At 64.1% G+C, this 24,430-nt stretch carries 23 protein-coding genes and 1 pseudogene; 10 read left to right on the top strand and 14 right to left on the bottom strand.

Annotated features, from left to right (window positions below; genetic code table 11):
* Positions 1-73: 73 nt before the first annotated feature.
* The 3 genes from J7I92_RS06975 (at position 74) to J7I92_RS06965 (ending at position 3,689) form a co-directional block, all read left to right on the top strand.
* Positions 74-862: a c-type cytochrome gene (locus tag J7I92_RS06975; RefSeq protein ID WP_214838827.1), complete on the top strand. Its 789-nt coding sequence runs from the start codon at positions 74-76 to the stop codon at positions 860-862.
* Positions 863-961: 99 nt separating this feature from the next.
* A complete protein-coding gene (locus tag J7I92_RS06970; protein ID WP_214838825.1) occupies positions 962-2,032 on the top strand; it encodes a ubiquinol-cytochrome c reductase iron-sulfur subunit in 1,071 nt (356 codons plus the stop codon).
* On the top strand, positions 2,010-3,689 hold the full coding sequence (locus tag J7I92_RS06965; RefSeq protein WP_214838823.1) for a cytochrome bc complex cytochrome b subunit: 1,680 nt from the start codon (positions 2,010-2,012) through the stop codon (positions 3,687-3,689). Before J7I92_RS06970 ends, J7I92_RS06965 begins: the two co-directional genes overlap by 23 nt.
* Positions 3,690-3,755: 66 nt before the next feature.
* Here J7I92_RS06965 and J7I92_RS06960 read toward each other — a convergent pair whose 3' ends face one another.
* Positions 3,756-4,550 (bottom strand): GntR family transcriptional regulator, encoded by a 795-nt coding sequence (locus tag J7I92_RS06960; protein WP_214838821.1) that lies wholly within the window; start codon positions 4,548-4,550, stop codon positions 3,756-3,758.
* 159 nt (positions 4,551-4,709) lie between these two features.
* Here J7I92_RS06960 and J7I92_RS06955 point away from each other — a divergent pair, with 159 nt between their 5' ends.
* Positions 4,710-5,003: an HPr family phosphocarrier protein gene (locus tag J7I92_RS06955; protein ID WP_214838819.1), complete on the top strand. Its 294-nt coding sequence runs from the start codon at positions 4,710-4,712 to the stop codon at positions 5,001-5,003.
* A gap of 144 nt (positions 5,004-5,147) precedes the next feature.
* Here the strand turns inward: J7I92_RS06955 and J7I92_RS06950 are convergent, their stop codons facing one another.
* The 5 genes and pseudogenes from J7I92_RS06950 to J7I92_RS06930 all read right to left on the bottom strand — a co-directional run bounded on the left by J7I92_RS06950 (position 5,148) and on the right by J7I92_RS06930 (position 10,318).
* Entirely contained in the window at positions 5,148-5,549 is a 402-nt protein-coding gene (locus J7I92_RS06950; protein WP_214838817.1) for a cytochrome c oxidase subunit 4, read from the bottom strand.
* Positions 5,546-7,273, bottom strand: coding sequence for a cytochrome c oxidase subunit I (gene ctaD / locus J7I92_RS06945; RefSeq protein ID WP_214838815.1), 1,728 nt, complete (start codon positions 7,271-7,273; stop codon positions 5,546-5,548). The genes J7I92_RS06950 and ctaD overlap by 4 nt, the downstream gene beginning before the upstream one ends.
* Before the next feature lie 10 nt (positions 7,274-7,283).
* Complete coding sequence (gene coxB / locus J7I92_RS06940; protein ID WP_214838813.1) at positions 7,284-8,156, bottom strand: cytochrome c oxidase subunit II; 873 nt, start codon at positions 8,154-8,156, stop codon at positions 7,284-7,286.
* A 185-nt stretch (positions 8,157-8,341) separates the two neighbouring features.
* The gene (locus J7I92_RS06935) at positions 8,342-8,725 is read right to left on the bottom strand and encodes an iron-sulfur cluster assembly accessory protein (RefSeq protein ID WP_214838811.1); all 384 of its coding nucleotides are present in this window, start codon (positions 8,723-8,725) and stop codon (positions 8,342-8,344) included.
* 163 nt (positions 8,726-8,888) lie between these two features.
* Positions 8,889-10,318: pseudogene (locus J7I92_RS06930) on the bottom strand (dipeptidase).
* Positions 10,319-10,447: 129 nt separating this feature from the next.
* Here J7I92_RS06930 and J7I92_RS06925 point away from each other — a divergent pair.
* Positions 10,448-11,050 carry a DUF3043 domain-containing protein gene (locus J7I92_RS06925; RefSeq protein WP_214838809.1) on the top strand — a complete coding sequence of 201 codons (603 nt, stop codon included), beginning with the start codon at positions 10,448-10,450 and terminating at the stop codon, positions 11,048-11,050.
* A 78-nt stretch (positions 11,051-11,128) separates the two neighbouring features.
* Here J7I92_RS06925 and J7I92_RS06920 read toward each other — a convergent pair whose 3' ends face one another.
* Positions 11,129-12,202: a quinone-dependent dihydroorotate dehydrogenase gene (locus J7I92_RS06920; protein WP_214838807.1), complete on the bottom strand. Its 1,074-nt coding sequence runs from the start codon at positions 12,200-12,202 to the stop codon at positions 11,129-11,131.
* Positions 12,203-12,327: 125 nt separating this feature from the next.
* On the opposite strand from J7I92_RS06920, the gene J7I92_RS06915 reads away from it, so the two are divergent.
* A complete protein-coding gene (locus J7I92_RS06915) occupies positions 12,328-13,338 on the top strand; it encodes an alpha/beta hydrolase (RefSeq protein ID WP_214838804.1) in 1,011 nt (336 codons plus the stop codon).
* A 90-nt stretch (positions 13,339-13,428) separates the two neighbouring features.
* On the opposite strand, the gene J7I92_RS06910 is transcribed toward J7I92_RS06915, so the two are convergent.
* The 3 genes from J7I92_RS06910 to leuA all read right to left on the bottom strand — a co-directional run bounded on the left by J7I92_RS06910 (position 13,429) and on the right by leuA (position 16,894).
* Positions 13,429-14,304, bottom strand: coding sequence for an isoprenyl transferase (locus J7I92_RS06910; RefSeq protein ID WP_214838802.1), 876 nt, complete (start codon positions 14,302-14,304; stop codon positions 13,429-13,431).
* Positions 14,305-14,306: 2 nt separating this feature from the next.
* On the bottom strand, positions 14,307-15,062 hold the full coding sequence (recO, locus tag J7I92_RS06905) for a DNA repair protein RecO (protein ID WP_214838801.1): 756 nt from the start codon (positions 15,060-15,062) through the stop codon (positions 14,307-14,309).
* A 92-nt stretch (positions 15,063-15,154) separates the two neighbouring features.
* A complete protein-coding gene (gene leuA, locus J7I92_RS06900; RefSeq protein WP_214838799.1) occupies positions 15,155-16,894 on the bottom strand; it encodes a 2-isopropylmalate synthase in 1,740 nt (579 codons plus the stop codon).
* Positions 16,895-17,148: 254 nt separating this feature from the next.
* Here leuA and J7I92_RS06895 point away from each other — a divergent pair, with 254 nt between their 5' ends.
* A complete protein-coding gene (locus J7I92_RS06895) occupies positions 17,149-19,101 on the top strand; it encodes a M13-type metalloendopeptidase (RefSeq protein ID WP_214838797.1) in 1,953 nt (650 codons plus the stop codon).
* Between the two features lie 14 nt (positions 19,102-19,115).
* Here J7I92_RS06895 and J7I92_RS06890 read toward each other — a convergent pair whose 3' ends face one another.
* Positions 19,116-19,538, bottom strand: coding sequence for a low molecular weight phosphatase family protein (locus tag J7I92_RS06890; RefSeq protein WP_311380182.1), 423 nt, complete (start codon positions 19,536-19,538; stop codon positions 19,116-19,118).
* A gap of 75 nt (positions 19,539-19,613) precedes the next feature.
* Entirely contained in the window at positions 19,614-20,288 is a 675-nt protein-coding gene (locus tag J7I92_RS06885; protein WP_214838793.1) for an ArsR family transcriptional regulator, read from the bottom strand.
* Positions 20,289-20,334: 46 nt separating this feature from the next.
* On the opposite strand from J7I92_RS06885, the gene J7I92_RS06880 reads away from it, so the two are divergent.
* The 3 genes from J7I92_RS06880 to J7I92_RS06870 all read left to right on the top strand — a co-directional run bounded on the left by J7I92_RS06880 (position 20,335) and on the right by J7I92_RS06870 (position 22,119).
* On the top strand, positions 20,335-21,075 hold the full coding sequence (locus tag J7I92_RS06880; RefSeq protein ID WP_214839083.1) for an MIP/aquaporin family protein: 741 nt from the start codon (positions 20,335-20,337) through the stop codon (positions 21,073-21,075).
* A complete protein-coding gene (locus J7I92_RS06875; RefSeq protein ID WP_214838790.1) occupies positions 21,072-21,599 on the top strand; it encodes a DinB family protein in 528 nt (175 codons plus the stop codon). The genes J7I92_RS06880 and J7I92_RS06875 overlap by 4 nt, the downstream gene beginning before the upstream one ends.
* 121 nt (positions 21,600-21,720) lie before the next feature.
* Positions 21,721-22,119: a nuclear transport factor 2 family protein gene (locus J7I92_RS06870; protein ID WP_214838788.1), complete on the top strand. Its 399-nt coding sequence runs from the start codon at positions 21,721-21,723 to the stop codon at positions 22,117-22,119.
* Between the two features lie 60 nt (positions 22,120-22,179).
* On the opposite strand, the gene J7I92_RS06865 is transcribed toward J7I92_RS06870, so the two are convergent.
* Positions 22,180-22,710 (bottom strand): ATPase, encoded by a 531-nt coding sequence (locus J7I92_RS06865; RefSeq protein ID WP_214838786.1) that lies wholly within the window; start codon positions 22,708-22,710, stop codon positions 22,180-22,182.
* Positions 22,711-22,734: 24 nt separating this feature from the next.
* The gene (locus J7I92_RS06860) at positions 22,735-24,309 is read right to left on the bottom strand and encodes an LCP family protein (protein WP_396020361.1); all 1,575 of its coding nucleotides are present in this window, start codon (positions 24,307-24,309) and stop codon (positions 22,735-22,737) included.
* Positions 24,310-24,430: the final 121 nt, after the last annotated feature.

Genomic DNA, 24,430 nt, shown 5'->3' with positions numbered 1-24,430 from the left:
TTTTTCTACAAGAGGCAGAATTTCAAGAAGCGGCTCCAGGAGCCGACGCAGGATCGAATAAAGGAACCACCACGTGAAGGCACTCTCGCAGAAGCGACGACACCCCCTGGCAGCCATTGCGCTGCTGCTGATGGGCCTCCTCATCACTGGTGGGCTGTACGCCGTTGCCACCACCGTCAACGAGGCCAAGGCTTCCACCACCAGCTTCAGTGCAAACGACACTGAAGAGGGCGGTAAGCTTTTCGCCGCCAACTGCGCCACCTGCCACGGCATGGGTGCAAGCGGAACCAAGGACGGACCTTCACTTGTAGGCGTCGGCGCTGCTGCCGTTGACTTCCAGGTGGGCACCGGGCGTATGCCCATGCAGATGAACGGCCCGCAGGCTTACAAGAAGCCCGGACAGTTCAACGAGGAACAGACCCACCAGCTCTCCTCTTATGTCGCTTCGCTCGGGCCTGGCCCGTCCATCCCCTCCGAGGAACTTCTGGACGCACAGGGGAATGCTGCCGAAGGCGGCGAGCTCTTCCGCGTGAACTGTGCCATGTGCCACAACGCAGCTGCTGCCGGCGGTGCACTGACGCGCGGCAAGTTTGCCCCGGCCCTTGCGGATGTTTCCGAGAAGCACATCTACGAAGCGATGGTCACCGGCCCGCAGAACATGCCGGTCTTCAACGACGCCAACGTCTCCCCTGAAGGCAAGCGCGACATCATCACCTTCCTCAAGCAGATCGAAGCCAACGGTTCGCCAGGCGGTGCCGACCTCGGTGCGCTGGGTCCGGTCTCCGAAGGTCTGTTTGTCTGGATCGCCGGCCTGGGCGTGATCATCGCCTTCACGATCTGGCTGACCTCCCGGACCTCCTAGCAGCGTCCGCAACTGTAAGAACTCCTGCTGACGAGTCAGCAGTATGGAATTGAAAACTAACCCGGCGTTGGCCGGGACGAGAGAAGGATGAGGCGAATTATGGGCAACCATAGTGACGGCAGTCCGAACCACTCGGGCACCGTAGCTACGGCTGGTCAGAATGAGGTGGAGAAGTTCCAGGATCCTGGACTTCCTCCGCATCGTTTGCGCCTGGCTGACACGGACCCGAAGGCCGCAAAGCGTGCAGAACGGCAGGTTGCCGTTCTCTTCGGCAGCTCAGTTGTGGGCACCGTGATCTTCCTGGTGGCGTACTTCGCCATCGATCTTGGACCTGACTCCACGATCGCCACTATCCGGCTGCAGAATGCCCTGCTGGGGATCGGCACCGCCTTTGCCATGCTCGGCATCGGCACCGGCATCGTCCACTGGGCCAAGGCCCTGATGCCGGACCACGAGGTTTCGGAAGAGCGCCATGCCATCCGCACGGAGGATGACCGTCAGGCGGCCGTCCGCATCGTGGATGACATCGTGGAGGAAACCGGAATCAAGCGCCGGCCGCTGATCCGCAACACCCTCCTCGGCGCAGTAGCACTGGCTCCCCTGCCGGCACTGGCCGTCTTCGGCGACCTCGGTCCCCGTCCGGACAACACACTGGCGCACACCATGTGGGCTCCGCAGGAAGGCAAGCTCAAGCGCCTCACCCGCGACCCCGATGGCACGCCGATCAAGGCTTCGGACGTCACTATCGGTTCGGCTTTCCACGTGATTCCGGAAGGCCTCAACGAACTGCATGAAGGCAAGCTGAACGAAAAGGCCAAGGCCGTTGTTCTGCTCATGCGCCTCAACCCCGAGTCCCTCAAGCCCTCCGCGGGACGCGAGGACTGGAGCTACAACGGCATTGTTGCCTACTCGAAGATCTGCACCCACGTTGGTTGCCCTGTTGCCCTGTACGAGCAACAGACCCACCACCTGCTGTGCCCGTGCCACCAGTCAACCTTCGACCTGACCCAGGAATGCAAGGTTATCTTTGGCCCGGCCAGCCGGCCTCTCCCCCAGCTGCCCATCGCAGTTGACGCCGAGGGCTACCTGGTCGCCACCAGCGACTTCAAAGAACCCGTAGGACCGAGTTACTGGGAGCGTGATGAGCATGAGCGCAACATCAACAGCTAATGCCCCCGCCTTCGTCGCCAAAACCAAAGGCGGCCGCATTACCGACTTCGTTGACCAGCGCGTCGGCGGTTCAGGGATCCTCCGCGAATTCGGCCGGAAGGTCTTCCCGGACCACTGGTCGTTCATGTTCGGCGAAGTTGCCCTCTACTCCTTCGTCATCCTGCTGCTCTCCGGCACCTTCCTGACGTTCTTCTTCGATCCGTCCATGGCGGAAACGCACTATGCGGGCTCCTACACGCCCTTAAAGAATGTCGAAATGTCGGTCGCCTATAGCTCATCGCTGGACATCTCCTTCGATGTCCGCGGCGGCCTGTTCATGCGCCAGGTTCACCACTGGTCGGCACTGTTGTTCGTTGCCTCGCTCTCGGTGCACATGCTCCGCGTATTTTTCACGGGCGCTTTCCGCAAGCCCCGCGAAATGAACTGGGTGGTGGGCGGCGTCCTGCTTATCCTCTCCATGGCCGCAGGCTTCACCGGTTACTCGCTCCCCGATGACCTGCTCTCCGGCAACGGCCTGCGCATCATCGACGGTGTCATCAAGTCCATCCCGGTTATTGGAACGTACATTTCGTTCTTCCTGTTCGGCGGGGAATTCCCGGGCTCCGTGATCATCGGCCGCCTGTACATGCTGCACATCCTCCTGGTGCCGGCACTCATCCTGCTGATGATCGTCCTTCACCTGTTCATGGTGGTTGTGCACAAGCACACCCAGTACCCCGGCCCCGGACGCAACGACGGCAACGTCGTCGGCTACCCCCTCGGTCCGGTCTACGCGGCCAAGGCTGGCGGCTTCTTCTTCATCGTGTTCGGCGTCGTGGCCCTAATGGCTGCCTTCTTTACGATCAACCCGATCTGGAACTACGGACCTTACGACCCCTCGCCGGTTTCCGCTGGAACCCAGCCGGACTGGTACATCGGGTTTGTGGACGGCGCCTTGCGCCTGATGCCGGGTGTCATTAGCGATTTCCACTTCGAATACATCATCTTCGGGCAAGTCCTCACACTGAACGTGCTGCTTCCGGCGCTCGTTCCGGCCGGCATCATCTTTACCGTGCTGTTCACCTACCCGTGGATTGAACGCTGGATCACCAAGGACGACCGTGAGCACCATGTCCTGGACCGCCCGCGGAACGCTCCGACGCGTACTGCCATCGGTGTAGCCGGCTTCACCTGGTACTGCGTCATGTGGGCAGCCGCTGGCTCGGACCTCATTGCAACGCACTTCCACGTTGCACTGAACGACGTCACGTACTGGCTGCGCGCACTGTTCTTCGTGGGCCCGTTCATCGCGTTCGCCGTGACCAAGCGCGTGGCTCTGGCCCTGCAGCGCAAGGACCGCGAAATCGCACTGCACGGCCGTGAGACCGGCCGCATCGTCCGCCTGCCGCACGGTGAGTTCATCGAGGTACACGCCCCGCTGGACGAGTACAAGCGCTATAAGCTGGTCGGCTTTGAGTCCCCGGTACCGCTGCCCGCGGTTCCCAACGAACACGGCATCGTTACGCGCAAGGAAAAGCGCCGGGCAGCGCTCTCCCGCTGGTTCTTCGAGGACCGCGTTGCCCCCGCAGCGCCTGCTGAACTCGAGGCGGCCCATGGCCACCACGGCCAGCACGAGGCCGTCGAATCAGCTGAGGCACAGAGGACGCTCAGCCACTAGTTCGAACTTCACCGCATAAACAGAAGAGGCCCGGTCCGATAAGGACCGGGCCTCTTCTGTTGCTTCTTACTGGTTCCTGTAGCCGGAGGCGTAGTTGCGTGTGGGCCGGACGCCGGGACGCTGCAGCGGCACCCAGAGCTTGTAGCGGTCGGCGCGGTAGTACGACACGGAATAGTCCACCATCTGGCGGGCAACAAAGGCATGCCGCTGGATCTTGAGCAGCGGGGATCCGACGTCGACGTTGAGCAGCCTGGCGGTGGACGGCGAGGCAGCAGTGGCCTCGATCATGTCTTCGCCCCACTCCATCACCAGTCCGAAGCGTTCACTCAGGACGTTGTACAGCGACGTCGGCGGTTCGCCGTCCAGCAGGCCTGGAACGCGATGGGCGGGGATGAAGTTCTCGTCGACGCTCATGGGTTCGTTGTCAGCCAGCAGGAGGCGCCGGAAGCGTACCAGGGGCGTTCCCTCGTCCAGCTGCAGCTCACGGGCCAGGAACGCACTAGCGCTGATCTGTTCAAAGCTCAGCACCTTGGCAGCCGGCACCATGCCACGCCGCTGCATTTCCTCGCTGTACGACGTCAGCTTCACCTGAAGGTCAAGCTTGGGCTTCCGGACGAAAGTGCCCAGACCCACAACCCGTTCGATGACTTCCTCGCCCACCAGCGCGTCGATGGCCTGGCGGACGGTCATGCGGGCGAGGCCGAACCTTTCCGCGAGGTCGCGTTCGGACGGCAGCGCGGACCCGGGCGGGCACGAAGCCACGATGTGCTCCCGCAGGAGTTCCCGCAGCTGGACGTAGATGGGCGTCCCGCTGGTGCGGTCGATTTCCCCCAGCATCCTGCTCGCGTCAGAGGCAGCCATAACAACGTTCCACATCAAGATTCATGGTTTAAGCGTAGGGCAACGTGAGGTCAGGTCTAGACCACGGCGGCGCCGGTTTCCGCGTCTGGACACGCCGCGATTACGCTTGTTCAAGCATGAATCATGACGGCCGAGTCCCGTCGGAACAAAGGAGTCCCGTTGCCAGTTCGCAAGGCAATCGTTCAATCACCCATCGGCCTGCACGCGCGGCCCGCGGCAGTCTTTGTCCGGGCTGTCACCGAGTCCGGGCTGCCGGTCAGAATCGGCAAAGAGGGAATCCTGCCCGTGGATGCACGCTCCCTGCTCGAGGTGATGACCGCTGACTTTTACTGCGGGTGTGAGGTGGAGCTGTCGGTTGAAGCCGAGGCGCTGCCTGCCCGGTACAGCCTCGAATCCGCGGAGGCGGCACTGGAAGGCCTTACGCTGCTGCTGGAGTCAGGAGCAGCCGCCTGAGGCGGTCGGGGCGTACCCCGTCGCCCTAGCTACCCTCAGGTCTTCTTCCCTTCCCAGCCGGACAGGACTTTAAAGCATAACAACGACGGCGGGGCCTCACCTTTCGGTGAGGCCCCGCCGTCGTTGTTCTCAAAGCCGGTCAGGCTAGTGGGCGTGGTCGCCCCGGCTGTACTCGAAGACCCAGCCAACCAATGCCACTGCGGCCAGGCCGCCTGCGATGAAGACGATCCAGAAGCCGACTGCCAGGCCCAGGAAGCCCGCTGCGCAGGACAGGCCCAGGACCAGCGGCCACCAGCTCCAGGGGCTGAAGTGGCCCTGCTCGCCGGCGCCCTCGTGGACCTCGGCGTCGCTGCGGTCCTCAGGACGCAGGCCGACGCGCTTGCCCGTGAAGCCGAGGTAGGCGCCGATCATGCCGGCGAGGCCGCCCACCAGCAGGATGCCAAGGATGCCGACCCATTCAGACCAGCTGGTCAGGAAGCCGTAAACGAGGGAAACAGGCACGAAGAAGAAAACTCCGGCTCCAAAAATCCAGGATTCGATTTTCACTCTGCAGTGTCCTTCTGGTCGGCGTTCCCAAGTGCCTTGGCTACGGGAGCGGGTGACTCAACGGTGTGGACCTGGCGAAGTTCAGGGTGGTGCAGGTCCAGGGCGGGCCGCTCCGAACGGATCCGGGGCAGCGAGGTGAAGTTGTGGCGCGGCGGCGGGCAGGACGTGGCCCACTCCAGCGAAGCACCGAAGCCCCACGGGTCGTCCACTTCCACCCTTTCGTTGCTGCGCCAGGTGATGTACACGTTCCAGAAGAACGGGATCAGGGAGGCACCCAGCACGAACGAGGAGATGGTGGAGAACTGGTTCATCCAGGTGAAGTTGTCCTCCACCAGGTAGTCCGCGTAGCGGCGGGGCATGCCCTCGACGCCCAGCCAGTGCTGGATCAGGAAGGTGCCGTGGAAGCCGAGGAACAGGAGCCAGAAGTGGATCTTGCCCAGGCGCTCGTTGAGCATCTTGCCGGTCCACTTCGGCCACCAGAAGTAGAAGCCCGCGAACATGGCGAACACGACGGTGCCGAACACCACGTAGTGGAAGTGGGCCACCACGAAATAGGAGTCCGAGACGTGGAAGTCAAGCGGCGGTGAAGCGAGGATGATGCCCGTCAGGCCGCCGAAGAGGAAGGTGGCCAGGAAGCCGATGCTCCAGAGCATGGGGGTTTCGAAGGTGATTGAACCCCTCCACATGGTGCCGATCCAGTTGAAGAACTTCACGCCGGTGGGCACGGCGATCAGCATCGTCATGAAGGAGAAGAACGGCAGCAGAACCGAGCCGGTGACGTACATGTGGTGCGCCCACACGGTCACGGAAAGCGCCGCGATGGCGATGGTTGCGTAGACGAGGCCCTTGTAACCGAAGATCGGCTTGCGGCTGAAGACCGGGAAGATCTCGGAGACGATGCCGAAGAACGGCAGCGCGATGATGTACACCTCGGGGTGCCCGAAGAACCAGAACAGGTGCTGCCAGAGGACGGCACCGCCGTTCTCTGGGTCGAAGATGTGGGCACCGAAGCGGCGGTCCGCGCCGAGGGCGAACAGCGCTGCTGCCAGCGGCGGGAAGGCCATCAGGACCAGGATGGCGGTAACCAGCGTGTTCCAGGTGAAGATCGGCATGCGCCACATGGTCATGCCCGGGGCACGCATGCAGATGATGGTGGTGATGAAGTTGACCGCACCCAGGATGGTGCCGAAACCGGAGAGCGCGAGGCCGAAGACCCAGAGGTCACCGCCGACGCCGGGGCTGAACGTCGTGTTGGACAGCGGCGCATACGCAAACCAGCCGAACGACGCCGCACCCTGCGGGGTGATGAAGCCGGAGACTGCGATCGTGGAGCCGAAGAGGAAGAACCAGAAGGCCAGCGCGTTCAGCCGCGGGAACGCGACGTCAGGTGCACCAATCTGGAGCGGCATGATGACGTTGGCGAACCCGGCGAACAGCGGGGTCGCGAACATCAGCAGCATGACGGTGCCGTGCATGGTGAACAGCTGGTTGTACTGCTCCTTGGTCTGCAGGATCTGCATCCCGGGTTCGAACAGCTCGGCGCGGATCAGCAGCGCCATGACGCCGCCGAAGCAGAAGAACACGAAGGACGCGATCAGGTACATGTACCCGATGGTCTTGTGGTCGGTGGAAGTGATCCAGTTGACGACGATGCGTCCCTTGGACTTCGGTACTACGGGCGCCTCAAGGGTCCCGACAGGTGCGGATTGAGTGTAAGTAGCCACGTCGCTCCCCTTACTTAATTTCGTTCAGGTTCGGGTTGCGGTCGTACTCTTCGCCGAGCAGGCCGGAGTTGCCGTCCTGGCGCAGCTGCTCCAGGTGCGCCTGGAACTCCGATTCGGAGACGACCTTCACGCGGAACAGCATTTCGGAGTGGTATTCGCCGCAGAGTTCGGCACACTTACCGTCATAGGTGCCCTCCTTGGTGGGGGTGAACCTGATGTAGTTCGTCTTGCCGGGAATCATGTCGCGCTTCTGCAGGAAGGCGGGAACCCAGAACGAGTGGATGACGTCGCGGGAGTTGAGCTCCAGGTCCACCGACTTGTTCACGGGAAGGTACAGCGTGGGCAGCTTGTCCTTGTCGATCTCAGCGCCGGTGAGGTGCGCCTGGACGCCGGCTTCATGCACATCACCGGTGATGACGTCGCCCTGCTTGTAGTTGAAGTCCCAGGCCCACTGCTTGCCGCGGACGTCAACAACGACGTCGGCCGGCTGGGAGCGGTTGTCGATCGCCTGCTGGTCGCGGTCGGTGAAGTAGAAGAACACCAGCACCATGAACAGCGGGATGGTGAGGTAGAAAACCTCAAGGGGAAGGTTGAAGCTGGTCTGCCGCGGGAAACCGACGGTGCCTTTGCGGCGGCGGTAGGCGACGATGCACCAGACCATCAGCCCCCAGGTGATGATGCCGACGACCAGTGCGGCAATCCACGAGTTGACCCAGAGGTCCATGATGCGGTCAGTGTGATTGGTGGTGCCACGCTCGGTGGGCAACCAGCCTCTCTGTACCTCTGGTGAACATCCAGTCAAAGCCAACGCGCCGGCTAGTGCCAAGCCAGTGATCGTAGTGATCTGTTTGCGTCGGCTGCCGGTTCGGTTCTGCGAACTCACAGACGGCCCTTCCTACTTGTTGCTGTTGCCCGGGCCGTAGATGGCTCCCCGGGCACACTAAAAGTTTTACTACTCGATGTAGAGCTTACCGCTCCCCGGGGGTTTTCGCTCACATGTCGGCACAGTGCGTCGGCACCGGTTCGCACCGGTGCCGACTGCAAGCTGATATGGGGCAAAGAGCCAGGTTAGTGGAAAGAATCTCCGCACGCGCAGGAGCCGCCGGCGTTGGGATTGTCAATGGTGAAACCCTGCTTCGAGATGGTGTCCTCGAAGTCGATGCTGGCGCCGCTGAGATACGGAACGCTCATCTTATCCACTACGACCTCGACTCCGTCGTAATCACGCACGGCATCCCCGTCGAGCAGCCGCTCGTCGAAGTAGAGCTGGTAAATCAGCCCCGAGCAACCGCCCGGCTGGACAGCAACGCGCAGTCGCAGATCGGTGCGGCCTTCCTGCTCCAGCAGGCTGCGGACCTTGCCGGCGGCAACATCGGTCAGCTGGACCTCGTGGGTGGCCAGCTCCTCGCTGGCGGTGGCGTCGATGCTGTTTTCATTGGTTGTAGTGCTCATTGGCCTACCTTCTTACGACGGTGGTGGCGACTCCGCTTGCGCGTTGCCCGCCCCTACGGAAACGGTATGGGCTATAGCTACATGCTACGTCGATCCTGCCTGTAGCTCTAACTCCTGACGTAACCGTGGCCGTGCGCTGGATGTTCCCTGTTGCAGCGGTCCGTTAGCCAAGGCCCTCATCATTGAGCCGTGCCAGCAGCAGTGCTTCCGCCACCACGGCATTGCGGAAGTCCGCCAAGTGAAGCGACTCGTTGGCGCTGTGCGCCCGTGAATCGGGATCCTCAACGCCGGTCACCAGGATCTGTACCTCCGGGTAGACCTCCATCAGGTCAGCAATAAAGGGGATCGAACCGCCGATGCCCATCTCCACCGCAGGAACGCCCCAGGATTCACCCAGCGCCCACATTGCCATCCCGGCGGCGGGGGAACCCGTGTCAGTGAGGAACGCGTTTCCGCTCTCCCCCGGGGTAAATATCACCTTCGCCCCGAACGGCGCGTTGGACTCGACGTGGTTCCGCATGGCGGCCATGGCGTCGGCGGGGTCCTGCCCGGGTGCGAGGCGCAGGCTGTACTTGGCGCGGGCCCGGGGCAACAGGGTGTTGGAGGCCACGTTCACGGCGGGAGCGTCGAAGCCGATGATCGAGAGTGCCGGTTTGGTCCACAGCCGGGAGGCGATGCTTCCGGTTCCCGCCAGCTGCACGCCCTCCAGCACTGACGCGTCGGCGCGGTACTCCTCTTCCGTGAGGTCGACAGAAACGTCGTCCCTGCTGACGAGGCCCTTCACGGCGACGCTGCCGTCGTCGTCATGCAGCGTGGCAATAAGGCGTGAAAGCAGTGTGGGAGCATCCAGGACTGCCCCGCCAAACATCCCGGAGTGGACGGCGTGTTCCAGGACCTGGACTTCAATCGTGCCGTCAACAAGGCCGCGCAGGCTGGTGGTCAGGGCTGGAATGCCGACTTTCCAGTTGCTGGAGTCGGCCACGACGATTACGTCGGCGCGCAGCAGGTCCCGGTGGGTTTCCAGGAAAGTGCGGAACGTCGGCGAACCGGCCTCCTCCTCGCCTTCGATGAAAAAGGTCACGCCGAGGCCCAGCTCGTCTCCCAGCACCTGCATGACGGCGGTGTAAGCAGCTATGTGGGCCATGACGCCGGCTTTATCGTCGGCCGCCCCTCGTCCGTAAAGCCGGCCGCCGTATTCGACTGCTATGAACGGCGATGTGTCCCACAGTTCCGGGTCCCCGATCGGCTGTACGTCGTGGTGGGCGTACAACAGGATCGTCGGCTTTCCCGCAGCGGCCGGGCGGCGCGCCACTACGGCCGGTCCACCGGGCGAGCCGTCCTTCTTATTGCAGCGCAGGATCCTGACATCCTCGATCCCGGCAGCGCGCACCAGTTCTGCGACCGCCTCTGCGCTGGCGTCCAGCGGGGCAGGGTCGAAGCTGGGCCAGGCGATGCCGGGCACCTCAACGAGATCCTTCAGGTTTTCAACGGTGGCGTCAAAGGACTCATGGACGGCCCCGCGCAGGGCCTCGACGTCGATCACGCCGTATCCTGCGCCGAGTTTTGCGGGGTCTTGGCCGGTGATGAAGTCATGGCCAAAACCCTACCTGCGTCCGAGACCACAGCAAACACTCCAAGGCCCCGCGCGGCGGCGCCTTCATCAGCCGCCTGCCTGGCCCTGCAGGTGACATTCCGCCAGTGGGTGCAAGGTATTCTTGAGGGGTGTTTGGACGTAAAAAGGAAGCGCCGACGGCGCAGGACGTAGTTGACCAGCAGGCAGCCGAGGCTTTGGCCCGGCAGGATGCCGCCCTTGGCAAGGGTGCGCCCACGCCCAAGCGCAAGGAACAGGAAGCGGCACGGAGGCGGCCGTTGGTGCCGGAAGACCGGAAGGCCTCCAAAGCAGCGGAGCGGGCCGCTGTCCAGGAACAGCGCATCAAGATGCGCCAGGCGCTGGACACCGGCGACGAAAAATTCCTGCCCCTTCGGGACAAGGGACCGCAGAAGCGCTATGCCCGCGATTACGTGGATGCCCGTTTTAGCCTGGGCGAATACCTGATGTTTGGTGCCCTCGTGTTCGTGATCGTTTCGCTGCTGGTTCCGTCCACCAGCGAGATGATGATCTACGTGCTGGGCGCCTTCTGGGTCATGTTCCTTGCCGTCTTCGTTGACGTTTTCATCCTGTCCCGGAAGCTCCGCAAGCGCCTCGCCGAAAAGTTCGGCGAGGTGGAACGCGGCACCGTCTGGTACGGCGCCATGCGCTCCCTTCAGTTCCGCCGCCTGCGCCTTCCCAAGCCGCTGGTCAAGCGCGGAGAATTCCCCGCCTGATTCAGGCACAAAGCCCCCGGCAGTCGGACGACTGCCGGGGGCTTTTTCGTATGCGGGCGGCTTGGCCGGAGGAGCGGCCTAGCGGCGTGCGGGGTGCTTGGCCAGCTGCCGGTTGATGTGGGCTGCCCAGAAGGGACCTTCGTAGAGGAAGGCCGTGTACCCCTGCACCAGGGTGGCCCCGGCATCGAGCCGTTCCTGGACGTCCCGGGCCGTCTCGACGCCTCCAACCGACACCAGGGTGAGGGAGCCGCCGGTGGCATCCCGCAGGCGCCGCAGGACTTCCAGCGACCGGGCTTTCAGCGGTGCGCCGGACAGGCCCCCCGGACCGCACTCCTGGATCTTTGCCGGGCTGGAGGTAAGTCCCTCCCGTCCGATGGTGGTGTTCGTGGCGATGATCCCGTCCAGTTTGAGGTCCAGCGCTAGCCGTGCGACGTCGTCGATATCCTCGTCGGTCAGGTCCGGGGCGATTTTCACCAGCAACGGGACGTGCCTCCCGGCGGCCCGGTCCGCTTCCTCACCGACTGCTTTGAGCAGCGGGCGGAGGGTCTCGACGTTCTGGAGCAGGCGAAGCCCCGGTGTGTTGGGGGAACTGACATTGACCACGAGGTAGTCGGCTGCGGGCGCCAGGCTCCTGGCGCTGACGAGATAATCGCTGACTGCGTCTTCGAGCTCCACCACCTTGCTCTTGCCGATGTTGACACCGATCACCGGGCGGACCCCCGGGTGCCGGCGCTGGAGGGCAGCCCGTGCTGCCTTGAGCCGGGGCGCCACGGCGGTGGCGCCGTCGTTGTTGAACCCCATCCGGTTGATGACGGCCCTGTCCTCGACGAGGCGGAACAGCCGGGGCTTTTCGTTGCCCGGCTGGGCCTGCCCGGTGATGGTGCCGACCTCCACGTGGCCGAACCCGAGTTCGGTCATCGCCTCGATGCCATGCCCCTCCTTGTCAAAACCCGCGGCGAGGCCGAACGGAGAAGGAAAGGTCACGCCGAAAGCGGAGGTCTGAAGGGACGGCGCGGGGGCCGTGAATTTGGCGAGCACCCTGCCCGCCCTTGAACTGTGGGCCAGCCTGATGGCACGAAAGCCGATCTTGTGGGCGCGTTCGGCGTCCATCCAGGAAAAGGCCAGGCGAAAGAAGGTGGGGTATACGCGCATGCCTCCAGTTTTCCGGTTCAGGCTCCGGAGACCAAACCGGCGCGCACGCCACTCAGCGGTGTGACGAATCCGGCAGGCGGCCCGGTTGCGTCGCCGCTCGGGCATGTGTTGTCTAGGCTGATGAAATGAACTGGCAGACAGATATCCTGGGGCACGATTTCTTAGCCTGTTCCTACACGGCCGCGGGCAACGACGGTGTGGACCGCACTGCAACGCTGGTGCGGCATGTGCCGCAAGCGTCAACGGAAGGGGCGAACGATTCCGGACACCGGCCACTCCCCCGGCGCGCCGTCCTCTTCCTGCACGGTTGGAGCGACTACTTCTTCAATGTGGAGCTGGCCAGGTTCTGGACGGACAAGGGCTTCGAGTTCTTCGCACTGGACATGCATAACCACGGACGGAGCCTGCAGCCTGATACCCACGGGGGCTACGTGGCCGACCTTGAGGACTACGACGCCGAAATCAGCAAGGCAATCGGAATCATCGGCTCGCTTTGGCCGGAGCAGGCCGGCACGCCCTCGCTGACCTTGATGGGTCACTCGACCGGCGGCCTGATTGCCGCTTTGTATGTCAACCGCCATCCGGGAACGGCCGCCCAGCTGGTTCTTAACAGCCCGTGGCTGGAAATGCAGGGAAGCTCCCTGGTCCGGCGGGCGGCCAGGTCGATGGTCGGTCCGCTGGCCAAGTACCGGCCCGAGGCGGTGCTGCGCCTGCCGGAACGCGGCTTCTACTGGCGCAGTATCAGCAGCGAGGCGGAAGGCGAGTGGACGCTGGACAACAAGTACCGGCCGCCCATGGCGTTCCCGGTAAGGGCAGGATGGCTCAGCGCGGTGCTGGCCGGGCATTCCCGGGTGGCCCGCGGGCTGGGGATCGACATCCCCATCCTGGTCCTGCTCTCCGGAGCCAGCGAGAACGGCATGGTCTGGAACGAGGCAATGCGGCGGTCCGACGCGGTGCTGGACGTGAACACCATCGCGGTCCGGGCCATGACACTGGGCCGCTCGGTCACCCTGGAAAGGATCGACGGCGCCCTCCACGACGTCTTCCTCTCACCGCCCCGCGTCCGGGCGGACGCTTACGCCCGGCTGAGCCGCTGGATCCACGGATACGTCCAGGACGACGGCGGGAACGAGTGAGCGCGCCGGCGCAGGGCGCGCAGGAGTGGCTGCGCCAGGAAGCATACCGGGACTTGGTGGCGTGGCTGCATTCCTACCCGGGCTGAGCGGCTATCCGTGCTGTTCGGCGCGGGATGCCGAATCATCCGTGATGGCCGGTGCCGCATCAACCGCCTGTGCCGCGTCCACGGCACCGCCGTACCGGCGGTCCCGCTGCGCATAGATTTCCACTGCGTCCCAGAGGGTGCGGCGGTCCACGTCCGGCCAGAGGGTATCCATGAACACAAACTCCGCATAAGCGGACTGCCACAGCATGAAGTTGGACAGCCGCTGTTCGCCGGAGCTCCGGAGGAAGAGGTCCACGTCGGGAAGATCCGGTTCGTCCAGGTACTTCTGGATGGTGCGTTCCGTGATGGCACCGGGCTTCAGCCGCCCGGCCGCGACGTCTTCGGCGATGGCCGAAACCGCGTCGGCTATTTCGGCCCTGCCACCGTAATTAACACACATGGTCAACGTGCAGGTGCTGTTGCCCCTGGTGTAGTCCTCGGCCTCTTCCAGCTCCCGGATCACCGAACCCCACAACCTGGGCCTGCGTCCTGACCAGCGGATCCGCACGCCCCACTCATCCAGCTGGTTCCGCTGGCGGCGTAGCACGTCCTTGTTAAAACCCATCAGGAAGCGCACCTCCTCCGGGGAACGCCTCCAGTTCTCAGTCGAGAAGGCGTAGACAGTCACATATTTGATGCCCAACTCAATGGCGCCCGCAATAACATCCAGCAGGGCCGGCTCGCCCGCTTTGTGTCCCTCAATCCTTGCCAGCCCCCGCTGGTTGGCCCAGCGGCCGTTGCCGTCCATCACGATCGCCACGTGCTGCGGGATGAACTGGCCGGGAATGGCCGGAGGCACTGCCCCGGAACTGTGCGGGTACGGTGCCGTCACCGGCGCCGTCCGCTGCCGTGCGGAGGGTTTCTTTTTTCCAAGGGCCACTGTCAGCTACGCTCCACATGTTTGAGTGATTTCAGCACCCGTTCAAGATGCCATTGCAGATAGCTGGCCACCAAACCGGCAGCCTCCCGCCGGTGGACCGCCTGGGAGGCGTCCGCCGTCGTCCAGTCCCCGGTCAGCAGTGCACCGAGGAGGAACACTGTCTCGGCGGCCGGTGCCGGCGATCCGGGCGGACGGCAGTTATGGCACACCATGCCGCCGAGCGGTGCCGAGAAGGCCGTGTGCGGGCCAGCTGCGCCGCAGCGGGCACAGGAGGTGAAGCTTGGCGCCCATCCGCCGGTGGCCAGGGCGCGCAGCAGATACGAGTCGAGGATCAGTTCCGGGGTGTGCTCGCCGCGGCTCAAAGAGGCGAGGGCCCCCACCAGGAGGTTGTACTGTGCGGTGCCTGCCTCGCCGTCCACATCCGTGAGCTTTTCGGCCGTCTCGGTCATGGCCGCCGCCACCGTGTAGCGGCCGTAGTCCGCGGCGATGTTGCCGCCGTAGGCACCCTTGGCCACCGCCTGCGTGACGATGTCCAGTGTCCGTCCGGAAATCAGCTGAAGGTCCGCCACCATAAAGGGTTCCAGGCGGGCGCCGAAACGGCTGCTGGTGCGGCGAACGCCCTTGGCAACCGCACGGACCTGGCCGTGGTGCTTGGTGAGGAGGGTGATGATGCGGTCCGCTTCGCCCAGCTTGTGGGTGCGCAGCACCACGGCGTCATCGCGGTACGCGCGCGCAGAGAAGGAGGATGGTTGGGCCACAGTTAATCTTCGCACTGACCTTCCGGGAAACGCGGCTGCTGCGCCTCCGGATTGCTCCGGGGCGCAGCAGGTCAGCGGCTCCGATGATGTGTCTAGGCCTGCGCGTCCCGGATGGCCCGGTTGACAGCGGAAATGACTGCCTTGAGCGAAGACGTGGTGGTGTTCGAATCGATGCCGACACCCCACAAGACACGCTCGCCTACCGCACACTCGACGTAGGCGGCAGCACGGGCGTTTCCGCCTTCAGAGAGCGCATGCTCGCTGTAGTCCAGGACCCGGACGTCCACGCCGTCCTGGCCGAGGACGCCCAGCAGTGCAGCGATGGGCCCGTTACCGGTGCCAGTGCGGCGAACCTGCACCCCGTCCACGGTGACGGTCGCGTGCAGGGTCATGGTGCCGTCGTCGTCCGTTTCGGTGCTGAACGAACCCAGCGAGTAGCGGCCCCACTGACCGTCAGCCTGGCTCGACGGCAGGTATTCGTCCTGGAAGATCTGCCACAGCTGGGAGCCGCTGACCTCGCCGCCCACGGTGTCGGTCCGCTTCTGGATCACGCCGGAGAACTCGATCTGGGCGCGGCGCGGCAGGTCCAGGCTGTGTTCGCTCTTCAGCAGGTAGGCCACGCCGCCCTTGCCGGACTGCGAGTTGACCCGGATGACGGCTTCGTAGCTGCGGCCGAGGTCCTTGGGGTCAACCGGCAGGTAAGGAACCTGCCAGGTGTAGTCCGAGACGTCCTTGCCGGCGGCCGCGGCGTCCTTCTCGAGCGCGTCGAAGCCCTTCTTGATGGCGTCCTGGTGGGAGCCGGAAAACGCCGTGAAGACGAGGTCGCCGCCGTAGGGTGAGCGCTCAGCCACCGGCAACTGGTTGCAGTACTCCACGGTGCGGCGGACGTCGTCGATATCGGAGAAATCGATCATGGGGTCGATGCCCTGGACAAACATGTTCAGTCCGAGGGTGACCAGATCCACGTTGCCGGTCCGCTCGCCGTTTCCGAACAGGCAGCCTTCGATCCGGTCCGCGCCGGCGAGGTATCCCAACTCGGCGGCGGCGACGCCGGTGCCGCGGTCGTTGTGCGGGTGCAGGGAGAGGATGATGCCTTCCCGGGGGTGCAGGTGGCGGCTCATCCACTCGATGGAATCCGCGTAGACGTTGGGCGTGGCCATTTCCACCGTGGCCGGGAGGTTGATGATGACCTGGCTGTCCGCGGAGGCTTGGAAGACATCGGCCACGGCATTGCAGACGCGCACGGCGTATTCGAGTTCGGTGCCGGTGAAGGATTCCGGCGAGTACTCGTAGGTGATGTGCGTGTCCGCCAGCGTTTCCTCGTACTTCTTGCACAGGCGTGCGCCCTGGAGCGCGATGTCCAGGATGCCGTCCTCGTCCTGGTTGAACACCACGCGGCGCTGCAGGACCGACGTCGAGTTGTACAGGTGGACGATGGCCTGCTTGGCGCCGACCAGGGATTCGTAGGTCCGCTCGATCAGGTGCTCGCGGGCCTGCGTCAGCACCTGAATGGTGACGTCGTCCGGGATGTGGTTGCCTTCGATCAGCTGCCGGACGAAGTCGAAGTCGGTCTGCGAGGCGGACGGGAAGCCGACCTCGATTTCCTTGTAGCCCATGCGGACCAGCAGGTCGAACATCTTCATCTTGCGGGCCGGGCTCATGGGGTCGATCAGGGCCTGGTTGCCGTCCCTGAGGTCCACGGCGCACCAGCGCGGGGCCTTGGTGATGACTTTGTCCGGCCACGTCCGGTCCGGCAGGTCAACGTTGATCTGGTCCTGGAACGGGATGTAGCGGTGGACGGGCATTCCGGAGGGCTTCTGTGCGTTTCGCATTACTATCGGGGCCTTTTCTGTGGTTCCTGTTTGAAAGGTGGCCGGGCAACACAAACTCCGCGACGAGGATTGGCCTTGCGCTAAATCGCGTCTGAGGCCTCGCCGCGGCAGCTAAGAAGAAGCAGTTCTGCGCGCACCATTTCACAGTAACACGGGTGCGTAAGATGAAGGAGCAACACCTCCAGCAACGTCCACCATGCAGACGCTGCCACCGGTGCCAGCGCCGGAGGCAGCCCTCACCTGAAGGAGCACTTGTGCCAAACTCGGGGATCGACCTGTCCAACATCGACCACACCGTGCGGCCGCAGGATGACCTGTACCAGCACATTAACGGCGCGTGGCTGAAGAGCACGATCATTCCGGACGACCGCCCCCTCGAAGGAGCCTTCACGGCTCTGCGGGACGGTTCCGAGCTGGCGGTCAGGGAAATCATCGAAGAAGCCGCCGGCCGGGGCGAAGATGCCACGGGCATCGAACGGAAGGTGGGCGACCTCTACAACAGCTTCATGGATGAAGCCACGGTGGAAGCCAAGGGCCTGGACCCCATACGGGAACGGCTTGCCGCAGTCTTCGCGACGGAGTCGGTCCGGGACGTCATCGAACTTACCGGAAGGCTTTTCCGTTCAGACGTATCCGGGCTCTTCTACATCTACCCGGCCCCTGACGCCGGCAACCCGGACCGGATCCTGCTGTACACCGGCCAGGGCGGGCTCGGACTGCCGGACGAGTCCTACTACCGCGAAGAGAAGTTCGCTCCGATGGTGGAGGCGTACCGCGGCCACGTCCGGACCATGTTCGGGCTGGCAGGCATCGCGGATCCGGAGGGTGCGGCCGGACGCGTTGTCGGGCTGGAGACCGCCTTGGCTGCGCACCACTGGGACAACGTAACCCTCCGGGATCCGCAGAAAACATACAACCTGAAGTCCGCCGCTGAGGCCGTGGAGCTGTTCCCGCTCCTGGACACCTGGTTCGAGGCCGCCGGCATCAGTCCGGAAAAACGTGAAGAGCTGGTGGTCAGCACCCCTGATTTCTTCGTCGGGGCTGCCGGCCTCCTCGATTCCGAGCCGCTGGCGGCGTGGCAGGAGTGGCTGGCCATGCGCGTTGTGAGCTCCGCTGCCCCCTATCTCTCCGCCGAATTTGTGGATGCAAACTTCGCCTTTTACGGCACCACCATTAGCGGCACCCCCCGGAACAAGGACCGCTGGAAGCGCGGCGTCGCCGTCGTCGAAGCCTCCCTGGGCGAGGCGGTCGGCCAGATCTACGTTTCCCGGCACTTTCCCGAATCCCACAAGGCCCGGATGCAGACCTTGGTGGCGAACCTGATCGAGGCCTACCGGCAGAGCATCACCGGGCTCGCGTGGATGGGCGAGGACACGAAGGTCGAAGCCCTCAAAAAGCTCGAAGCCTTCCGCGCCAAAATCGGCTACCCCGACGAGTGGATCGACTACTCCGCTGTGGAGATCGACCCTGCCGATCTCCTCGGCAACGTGGAGCGGGCCCACAACGCCGACGTCGACCGGCACCTCGACGAGGTCGGCAAGCCGGTAGACAAGAACAAGTGGCTCATGACGCCGCAGACAGTCAACGCCTATTACCACCCGCTGCTTAACGAGATTGTGTTCCCGGCGGCAATCCTCCAGGCACCGTTCTTCACGGCAGACGCGGATGACGCCGTCAACTACGGCGGCATCGGCGCCGTCATCGGACACGAGATTGGGCATGGTTTCGATGACCAGGGCTCCCAGTTCGACGGCGGCGGTGCCCTCCGCAACTGGTGGACCGAAGAAGACCGGACGGCTTTCGAAGCCCTGACCTCGAAGCTGGTGGCCCAGTTCGACGCGCTCTCGCCCACTGCAGCCTCCGGCCACCACGTCAACGGCAAGCTCACCCTCGGTGAAAACATCGGCGACTTGGGCGGGCTCACCATCGCCTACAAGGCCTACCTGATCAGCCTCGACGGTGCGGAGCCGCCGGTACTGGACGGACTGACCGGACAGCAGCGGTTCTTCGCATCCTGGGCTGCAGGCTGGCGGCAGGTGATCCGGACCGAGGAGGCCATCCGGCGGCTCGCCACGGACCCCCACTCCCCCAACGAGTTCCGGACCAATGCCATTTCCAAGAACCTGGATGCCTTCCACGAAGCATTCGGCGTGGCGGAGACGGACGGAATGTGGATGCCCGCGGAGGAGCGCGTCAGCATCTGGTAGTCGGGGGAAAGCCGCTATCGGGCGAGGGTGGAGTAGAGCTGCTGGACGCGGCTTTTGATGTCATCGCGGACGAGCCGCATGCGCTCCATGCCTTCGATGCCCCGTTCCGACGGTTCATCGGTTTCCCAGAGTTCGAACCGGGTTCCGTCGCGGGGTTCGAGCTTCGCTTCGGTGCCCAGGACAACGACGACGTCAACAGCGTCGATGACGTCATCGGTGACAGGTTTGGGGTGTTCGCCAGTGACGTCGATGCCGAGTTCGGTCAGGGATTCCACGGCAAGGGGGTTCAGGTCCTTGCCGGGTTTGGTGCCTGCCGAGTATACGTCGACGCTGCCGGCGGCCAGTTGCCGCATGAGCCCGACGGCGAGCTGGGACTTGCCGCCGTTCTTGCTGCAGACGAACAGGACGGCTGGCTTCTTAGCAGTTTCGGTGCCCACGTTTTCTCCTGGGTTGATGTTGATGACGATTCGGTGTTGCTGGTAATGCGGCTCTCCCTGGAGAGCAGGCTGCATTCATGCTGCCAGGAGGCGGGGTGCGAGGTCGTTGACGCGGTGGGAGATGTCCTCATAGGCGTGCTCGAACGCTTCAGGCGTGCCCAGGCGAACGGGGTCGGGTATGGACCAGTGGACTGCATCCAGGCCGGTAAGTTCCTCGTGGGCGTTGTCGCACACAGTGACCACGAAGTCCGCTTCCCCCAGGACCTGGTCGAGGCGGCGCGGGGCGGCGTCGGCCAGGTTGAGGCCGTGGCGGCCGGCGACTTCGAGGGCACCGCGGGCGATCCGTTCTGCCGGATGCGTTCCGGCGGAGGCTGCAGGGATTTCACTGGCCTGCTGCCAGAGCGCGGCGGCCAGCTGTGAGCGGGCACTGTTGCGTGTGCAGACGAACAGGACGCGCCGGGCGCCCTGTTCAGCGCCGGGAACGACGCCTTCCAGTGCGCCGAAGGCGAGCCGGATGTAGCTGCGCCGCCTGTCGGCTTCGGAACGGTGCCGGGCCACCAGGCCGGCCTCTTCCAGGGTGCGCAGGTGGTGGGAGAGCAGGTTTGAGGGCATTCCCAGCTCCGCTTGGAGCTCGGAGGGAGAAAGGTCCCCCAAGGTCAGGAGGTCGACTATGCGCAGGCGGCCCGCGTCGGCCAAGGCTGCATGTTTGGCGACCCGTCCCCGGAAAGCGCCACTTAGCTCAGATTCCATTGGCTCAAGTTTGACTGAGTTAATTTCCTCGGTCGAGCTGGTGAGCATGAATTCACCCCAGCCGCCGTTGTGGCGGCGTGCCATCGCGGAGCTGCTCGGCACCTGCCTTCTCGTGTCCATCGTGGTCGGCTCGGGCATCGCGGCAGAGCAGCTGTCCCCCGGTGACGTCGGCCTGCAGTTGCTGGAGAACAGCACCGCGACGGTGTTGGGCCTGACCGTGCTGATCCTGATGTTGGGGCCGGTCAGCGGAGCCCATTTCAATCCCGTGGTCTCCCTGGCCGACTGGGCGCTCGGGCGGCGCAGCGGCGCCGGGCTGACCCTTCCCGAACTCGGCACCTACGTGGTTGCCCAAGTCACCGGGGGCATCGGGGGAAGCGTCCTGGCCAACGCGATGTTCGACGTCGAAACCTCGATTTCCGTAAAGGAGCGCCTGACGGGCGGGCATGTTGTGGGCGAGATCGTCGCGACCGCCGGGCTGATCCTGCTGATCTTCGCCCTGGCCCGGACCTCCCGCGGCGTCCTGGCCGCGCCGGCCGTCGGCGCATACATCGGGGCCGCCTACTGGTTCACGTCCTCCACATCGTTCGCGAACCCGGCCGTGACGGTTGGGCGGATCTTCAGTGACACCTTCGCCGGAATCGCCCCCGGCTCAGTGCCCGGCTTCATCGTGGCACAGCTGGCCGGCGCCGCCGCAGGGGTGGGTCTCCTCCTAGTCCTGTTCCCGTCCGCGGGCCGGGCCGCCGACGACGTCGTCATCCCCCACCACGCCGATACGGCCGACTCATGACGGACACCGGCCGCGAACAGATCATCAGCGAATACAGCCGCGCCTGCTCAACACTGCGCGAGACCCTCGCCCACGCCCGCGATGAGGACCTCCGCCGACGCAGTTCAGGAACCCGCTGGACGAATGAACAACTCCTGTTCCACATGGTCTTCGGCTACATGGTCGTCCTGGCACTGCTCCCCATGGTGAAGCTCTTCGGCCACCTCCCACCCGTTCTGGGGAAGGGATTTGCCCGGCTCCTGAACGCCTGCGCACGGCCCTTTGATGTCGTGAACTACTGGGGATCGCGCGCGGCCTCCCTGGTCTTTAACCGAAACCGCATGCTGCGGAAACTCGAGCGCGTCACCGACGCCCTTGCCCGGCATCTCGCACGCGAATCCGATAGGTCACTGGCCCTGACCATGGCCTTCCCGACACGCTGGGACCCCTTCTTCGCCGAAAGGATGACGCTAGCCGATGTCTACGTCTACCCCACGCTGCACTTTGACTTCCATGCCAAACAGCTAAGCCTCCCCCCTCGGTAAGCACCGCGAATCCGTGGCGGTCGTCTGCCCGTGGTCACCGGCTCGATAGGGGCGGTGCCCGGACCGGAGACAGAGTCCAACCCCATTGCACCGGCCGTTGAACGGCGAGTAGGTTGGCGGGATGTCCGACCGCGATGACTTTCTCACTTGGGTCAAGACCGGGCTGTATCAGGCAGAGCTCGCCCTTCACAATGGTGACGCCGCCCCGCGTCGGGAAATCTGGTCACGTAACGAGCCCGTCAGCATCCTGGGTGCGTGGCGCAACGCCGACGGCCAGCACGAGGTGGACGAAACTTTCACGTTCCTCGAAAAGAGTTTCTCCGACTGCACATCGTATGCGTTCGATCTCCAAACGAATGACGTGGCAGGTTCTGTGGCCTACACCGCCGGCTTGGAGCACATCTCGACCTCCGTCGACGGCAAGCCTCGCACTTTTATCCTCCGCGCAACCCAGGTGTATCGCCGTGAGGGCGGCGAATGGAGAGTGGCCCATCGCCATGCCGATACTGTGACGGAGTGACGTGCCAGGAGCAGCGTGGGGAGTGTCCGTGGAGGATGGAACCGAGCGTGCTCTTGACTCTCATGCCGGGAGCCTGTGTGTCCAGCCTGTCAGGGCCAAAATCGTAGCTGCGACGTCTGTGGGCGAGCGGCCGTCAGTGCTGACGCGATGCACCCATGGAGGCGTGTGAAGATCGAGGTCCCGGGCGGCCGTTTGGCTTCGGCCATAGTGGGCGTCCAGTTCCGACCCGGTTTCCCGACCTGCAAGCCTGTTGTAGGCGGTCTTATCGTTGGCCGTGAGCAATACAGCGATGATCTTGGGCTTGTCCCCCATTGCAGTTGCAAGTTGCTGCGTCAGCCGGACGCTGACCGTGTTGGTGTAGATCAGGCGTCGGTAGCCAAGCTCACGATAGTTCTTCCACATGGCGGCCAGGTTCTTCTCGGCCAGCCCATGCACCCAGGGGAGCGGATGGGCCATATCCAGGTTGTCGCCCTCAATCAGGCAATGCCGGACGTCCCTGCTTGACAGCTGGGAGTGAAGTTCATAGGCAGCACTCGACTTACCCACCCCGGAGCGGCCACCTATGAACAGGGCTTCGCTTGAGTCAGTCACTTCGCTCTTCAGCACGCCGCCCTGCTAGTAGGTGATCAGGTCAGGGTTGGCCTGCTGGCACACGGTGTCCCCGGCCGTCTGGTTGACGATGTCGCTTGGCAGAGCCACCGCGCCCATCTTGGCGCCGGATGTAAAGTCCGCTCCCGCAAAGACCTGGACACCGCTGACGCTGGGTTCGGGAAGAACCTGGGTAGCCGGGATCTCAAGTAACGCCGCTACGTCCGCCGCGACTTTCTCGAAGCCGGGACCGTAGTACACGGCAGTCTTCTGAACCGGCTGCGCCACCAGCTGGGCCACCTGGCTGAAGCCGCCGCCAATAACGGCCTGGGCTATCTCCTGCGCACGCGTCTCAACGCCTGTTCCGTTCGCAACCGTCACCGGTTGCAGCGCTTTATCATAGGCGGGTGGCGCAGTTTCGACCGGCGTCGAAGGTGAGGGCGCTGGTGCGGATTCCGTTGGCTCCGGGCTAGGGCTCGGCGGCGCCGTCGGGTCGGTGAGGTCGACGTCCTTCTGCAGCGCCGCGAAAAGCTGGGACGCTGCCGGCTCGGCAACGGCGAGCCTGTTCGGGTCGGTGGGCGCCGGCGTCGTGGGTACGGCCACGAACGCCACCTTACTGATATCGATGTTCTTGAGGCGGTTGCCGATGGTCAGCAGGGAAGGAACCGAGGCCAGTCCGTCGTCGACGGTCAGATTCTGCGTGACCACATCGGCAATTTTGAGCATCTTCTGGGGATCGGACAGCGTTCCGTCATCCTTGATTTTCCGGGTCAGCGACGACAGGAAACCCTGCTGCGCCTTGATCCGGCCGAGGTCCCCGCCGTCGGCGAAGGCATGCCGGGTCCGCAGGAAGGCAAGGGCCTGTTCGCCCTGGACCTGGGAGGATCCGGCCGGAAGACGGAGCCGGGAATCGGGGTCGTAGACGGCGTCGCTGATGCAGACTTCCACCCCGCCTACGGCGTTGGAGAGCTCCTTGACGGCATTGAAATCCGCCATCATGAAGTGGTCGATCTCAAGGCCTGTCAGTTTGTTGACGGTGTCAACGGCGCAGCCGATGCCGGCTTGCTTCATGGCCTCGTTAATCATCACGCCGCTCTGCGCCGGAAACACCTGGCCCGTCTTCTGGTCCGTGCATTCGGGGATGTCCACCAGGAGATCCCGAGGGAAGCTGATGACGCTGACGCGCTTGTTGTCCGCGGAGATGTCCATCATCATCATGACGTCCGACTGGCCGTATCCCGAGGACAGATCGGCTTCACCGTATTCGGAGTTCTTGCCGTCCCGGGTGTCCGAGCCGAGGATCAGGATCTGCATCCGGTCGGTGGAGTCATTGACCGGGTCCTCGGTCCGGCTGCTGCCGGCGCCAAGGGGTGCCTTGCTGATGTTCATCTGTAGACGAACAACCCAGAAAGCGGCGAAGGCAAGGCCGCCCACCAGCAGGATGGCGAGGGCGGCGGTGGTCATTTTCAGCCACGCCGGCCTGCCGTGCATAACGCCCAGATGCCGGGCAGGGCCCATCGCCTTGTTATCCGAGTGCCGGGCTGCGGCGTCGGAGACTGGCGAACCAGCGCCTTGTCCGGGGGTGTCTCGGCGTCGCACCACGAAGTGTACCTTCCTCTAAAAAACACGGTTCGGACCATTTTAGTGGCCGAGACTGGGAAAATGCCCGATGCGCCGAAGCCGCCGCAGGCGGGCAGGCTGACGGCGGGCAGGCAGACGGCCG

This window comes from Arthrobacter sp. ISL-72, assembly GCF_018613755.1.
Lineage (GTDB): Bacteria > Actinomycetota > Actinomycetes > Actinomycetales > Micrococcaceae > Arthrobacter.
The sequence above is the reverse complement of the archived record's forward strand: the minus strand, read 5'-3'. Positions and strand labels throughout refer to the sequence as shown.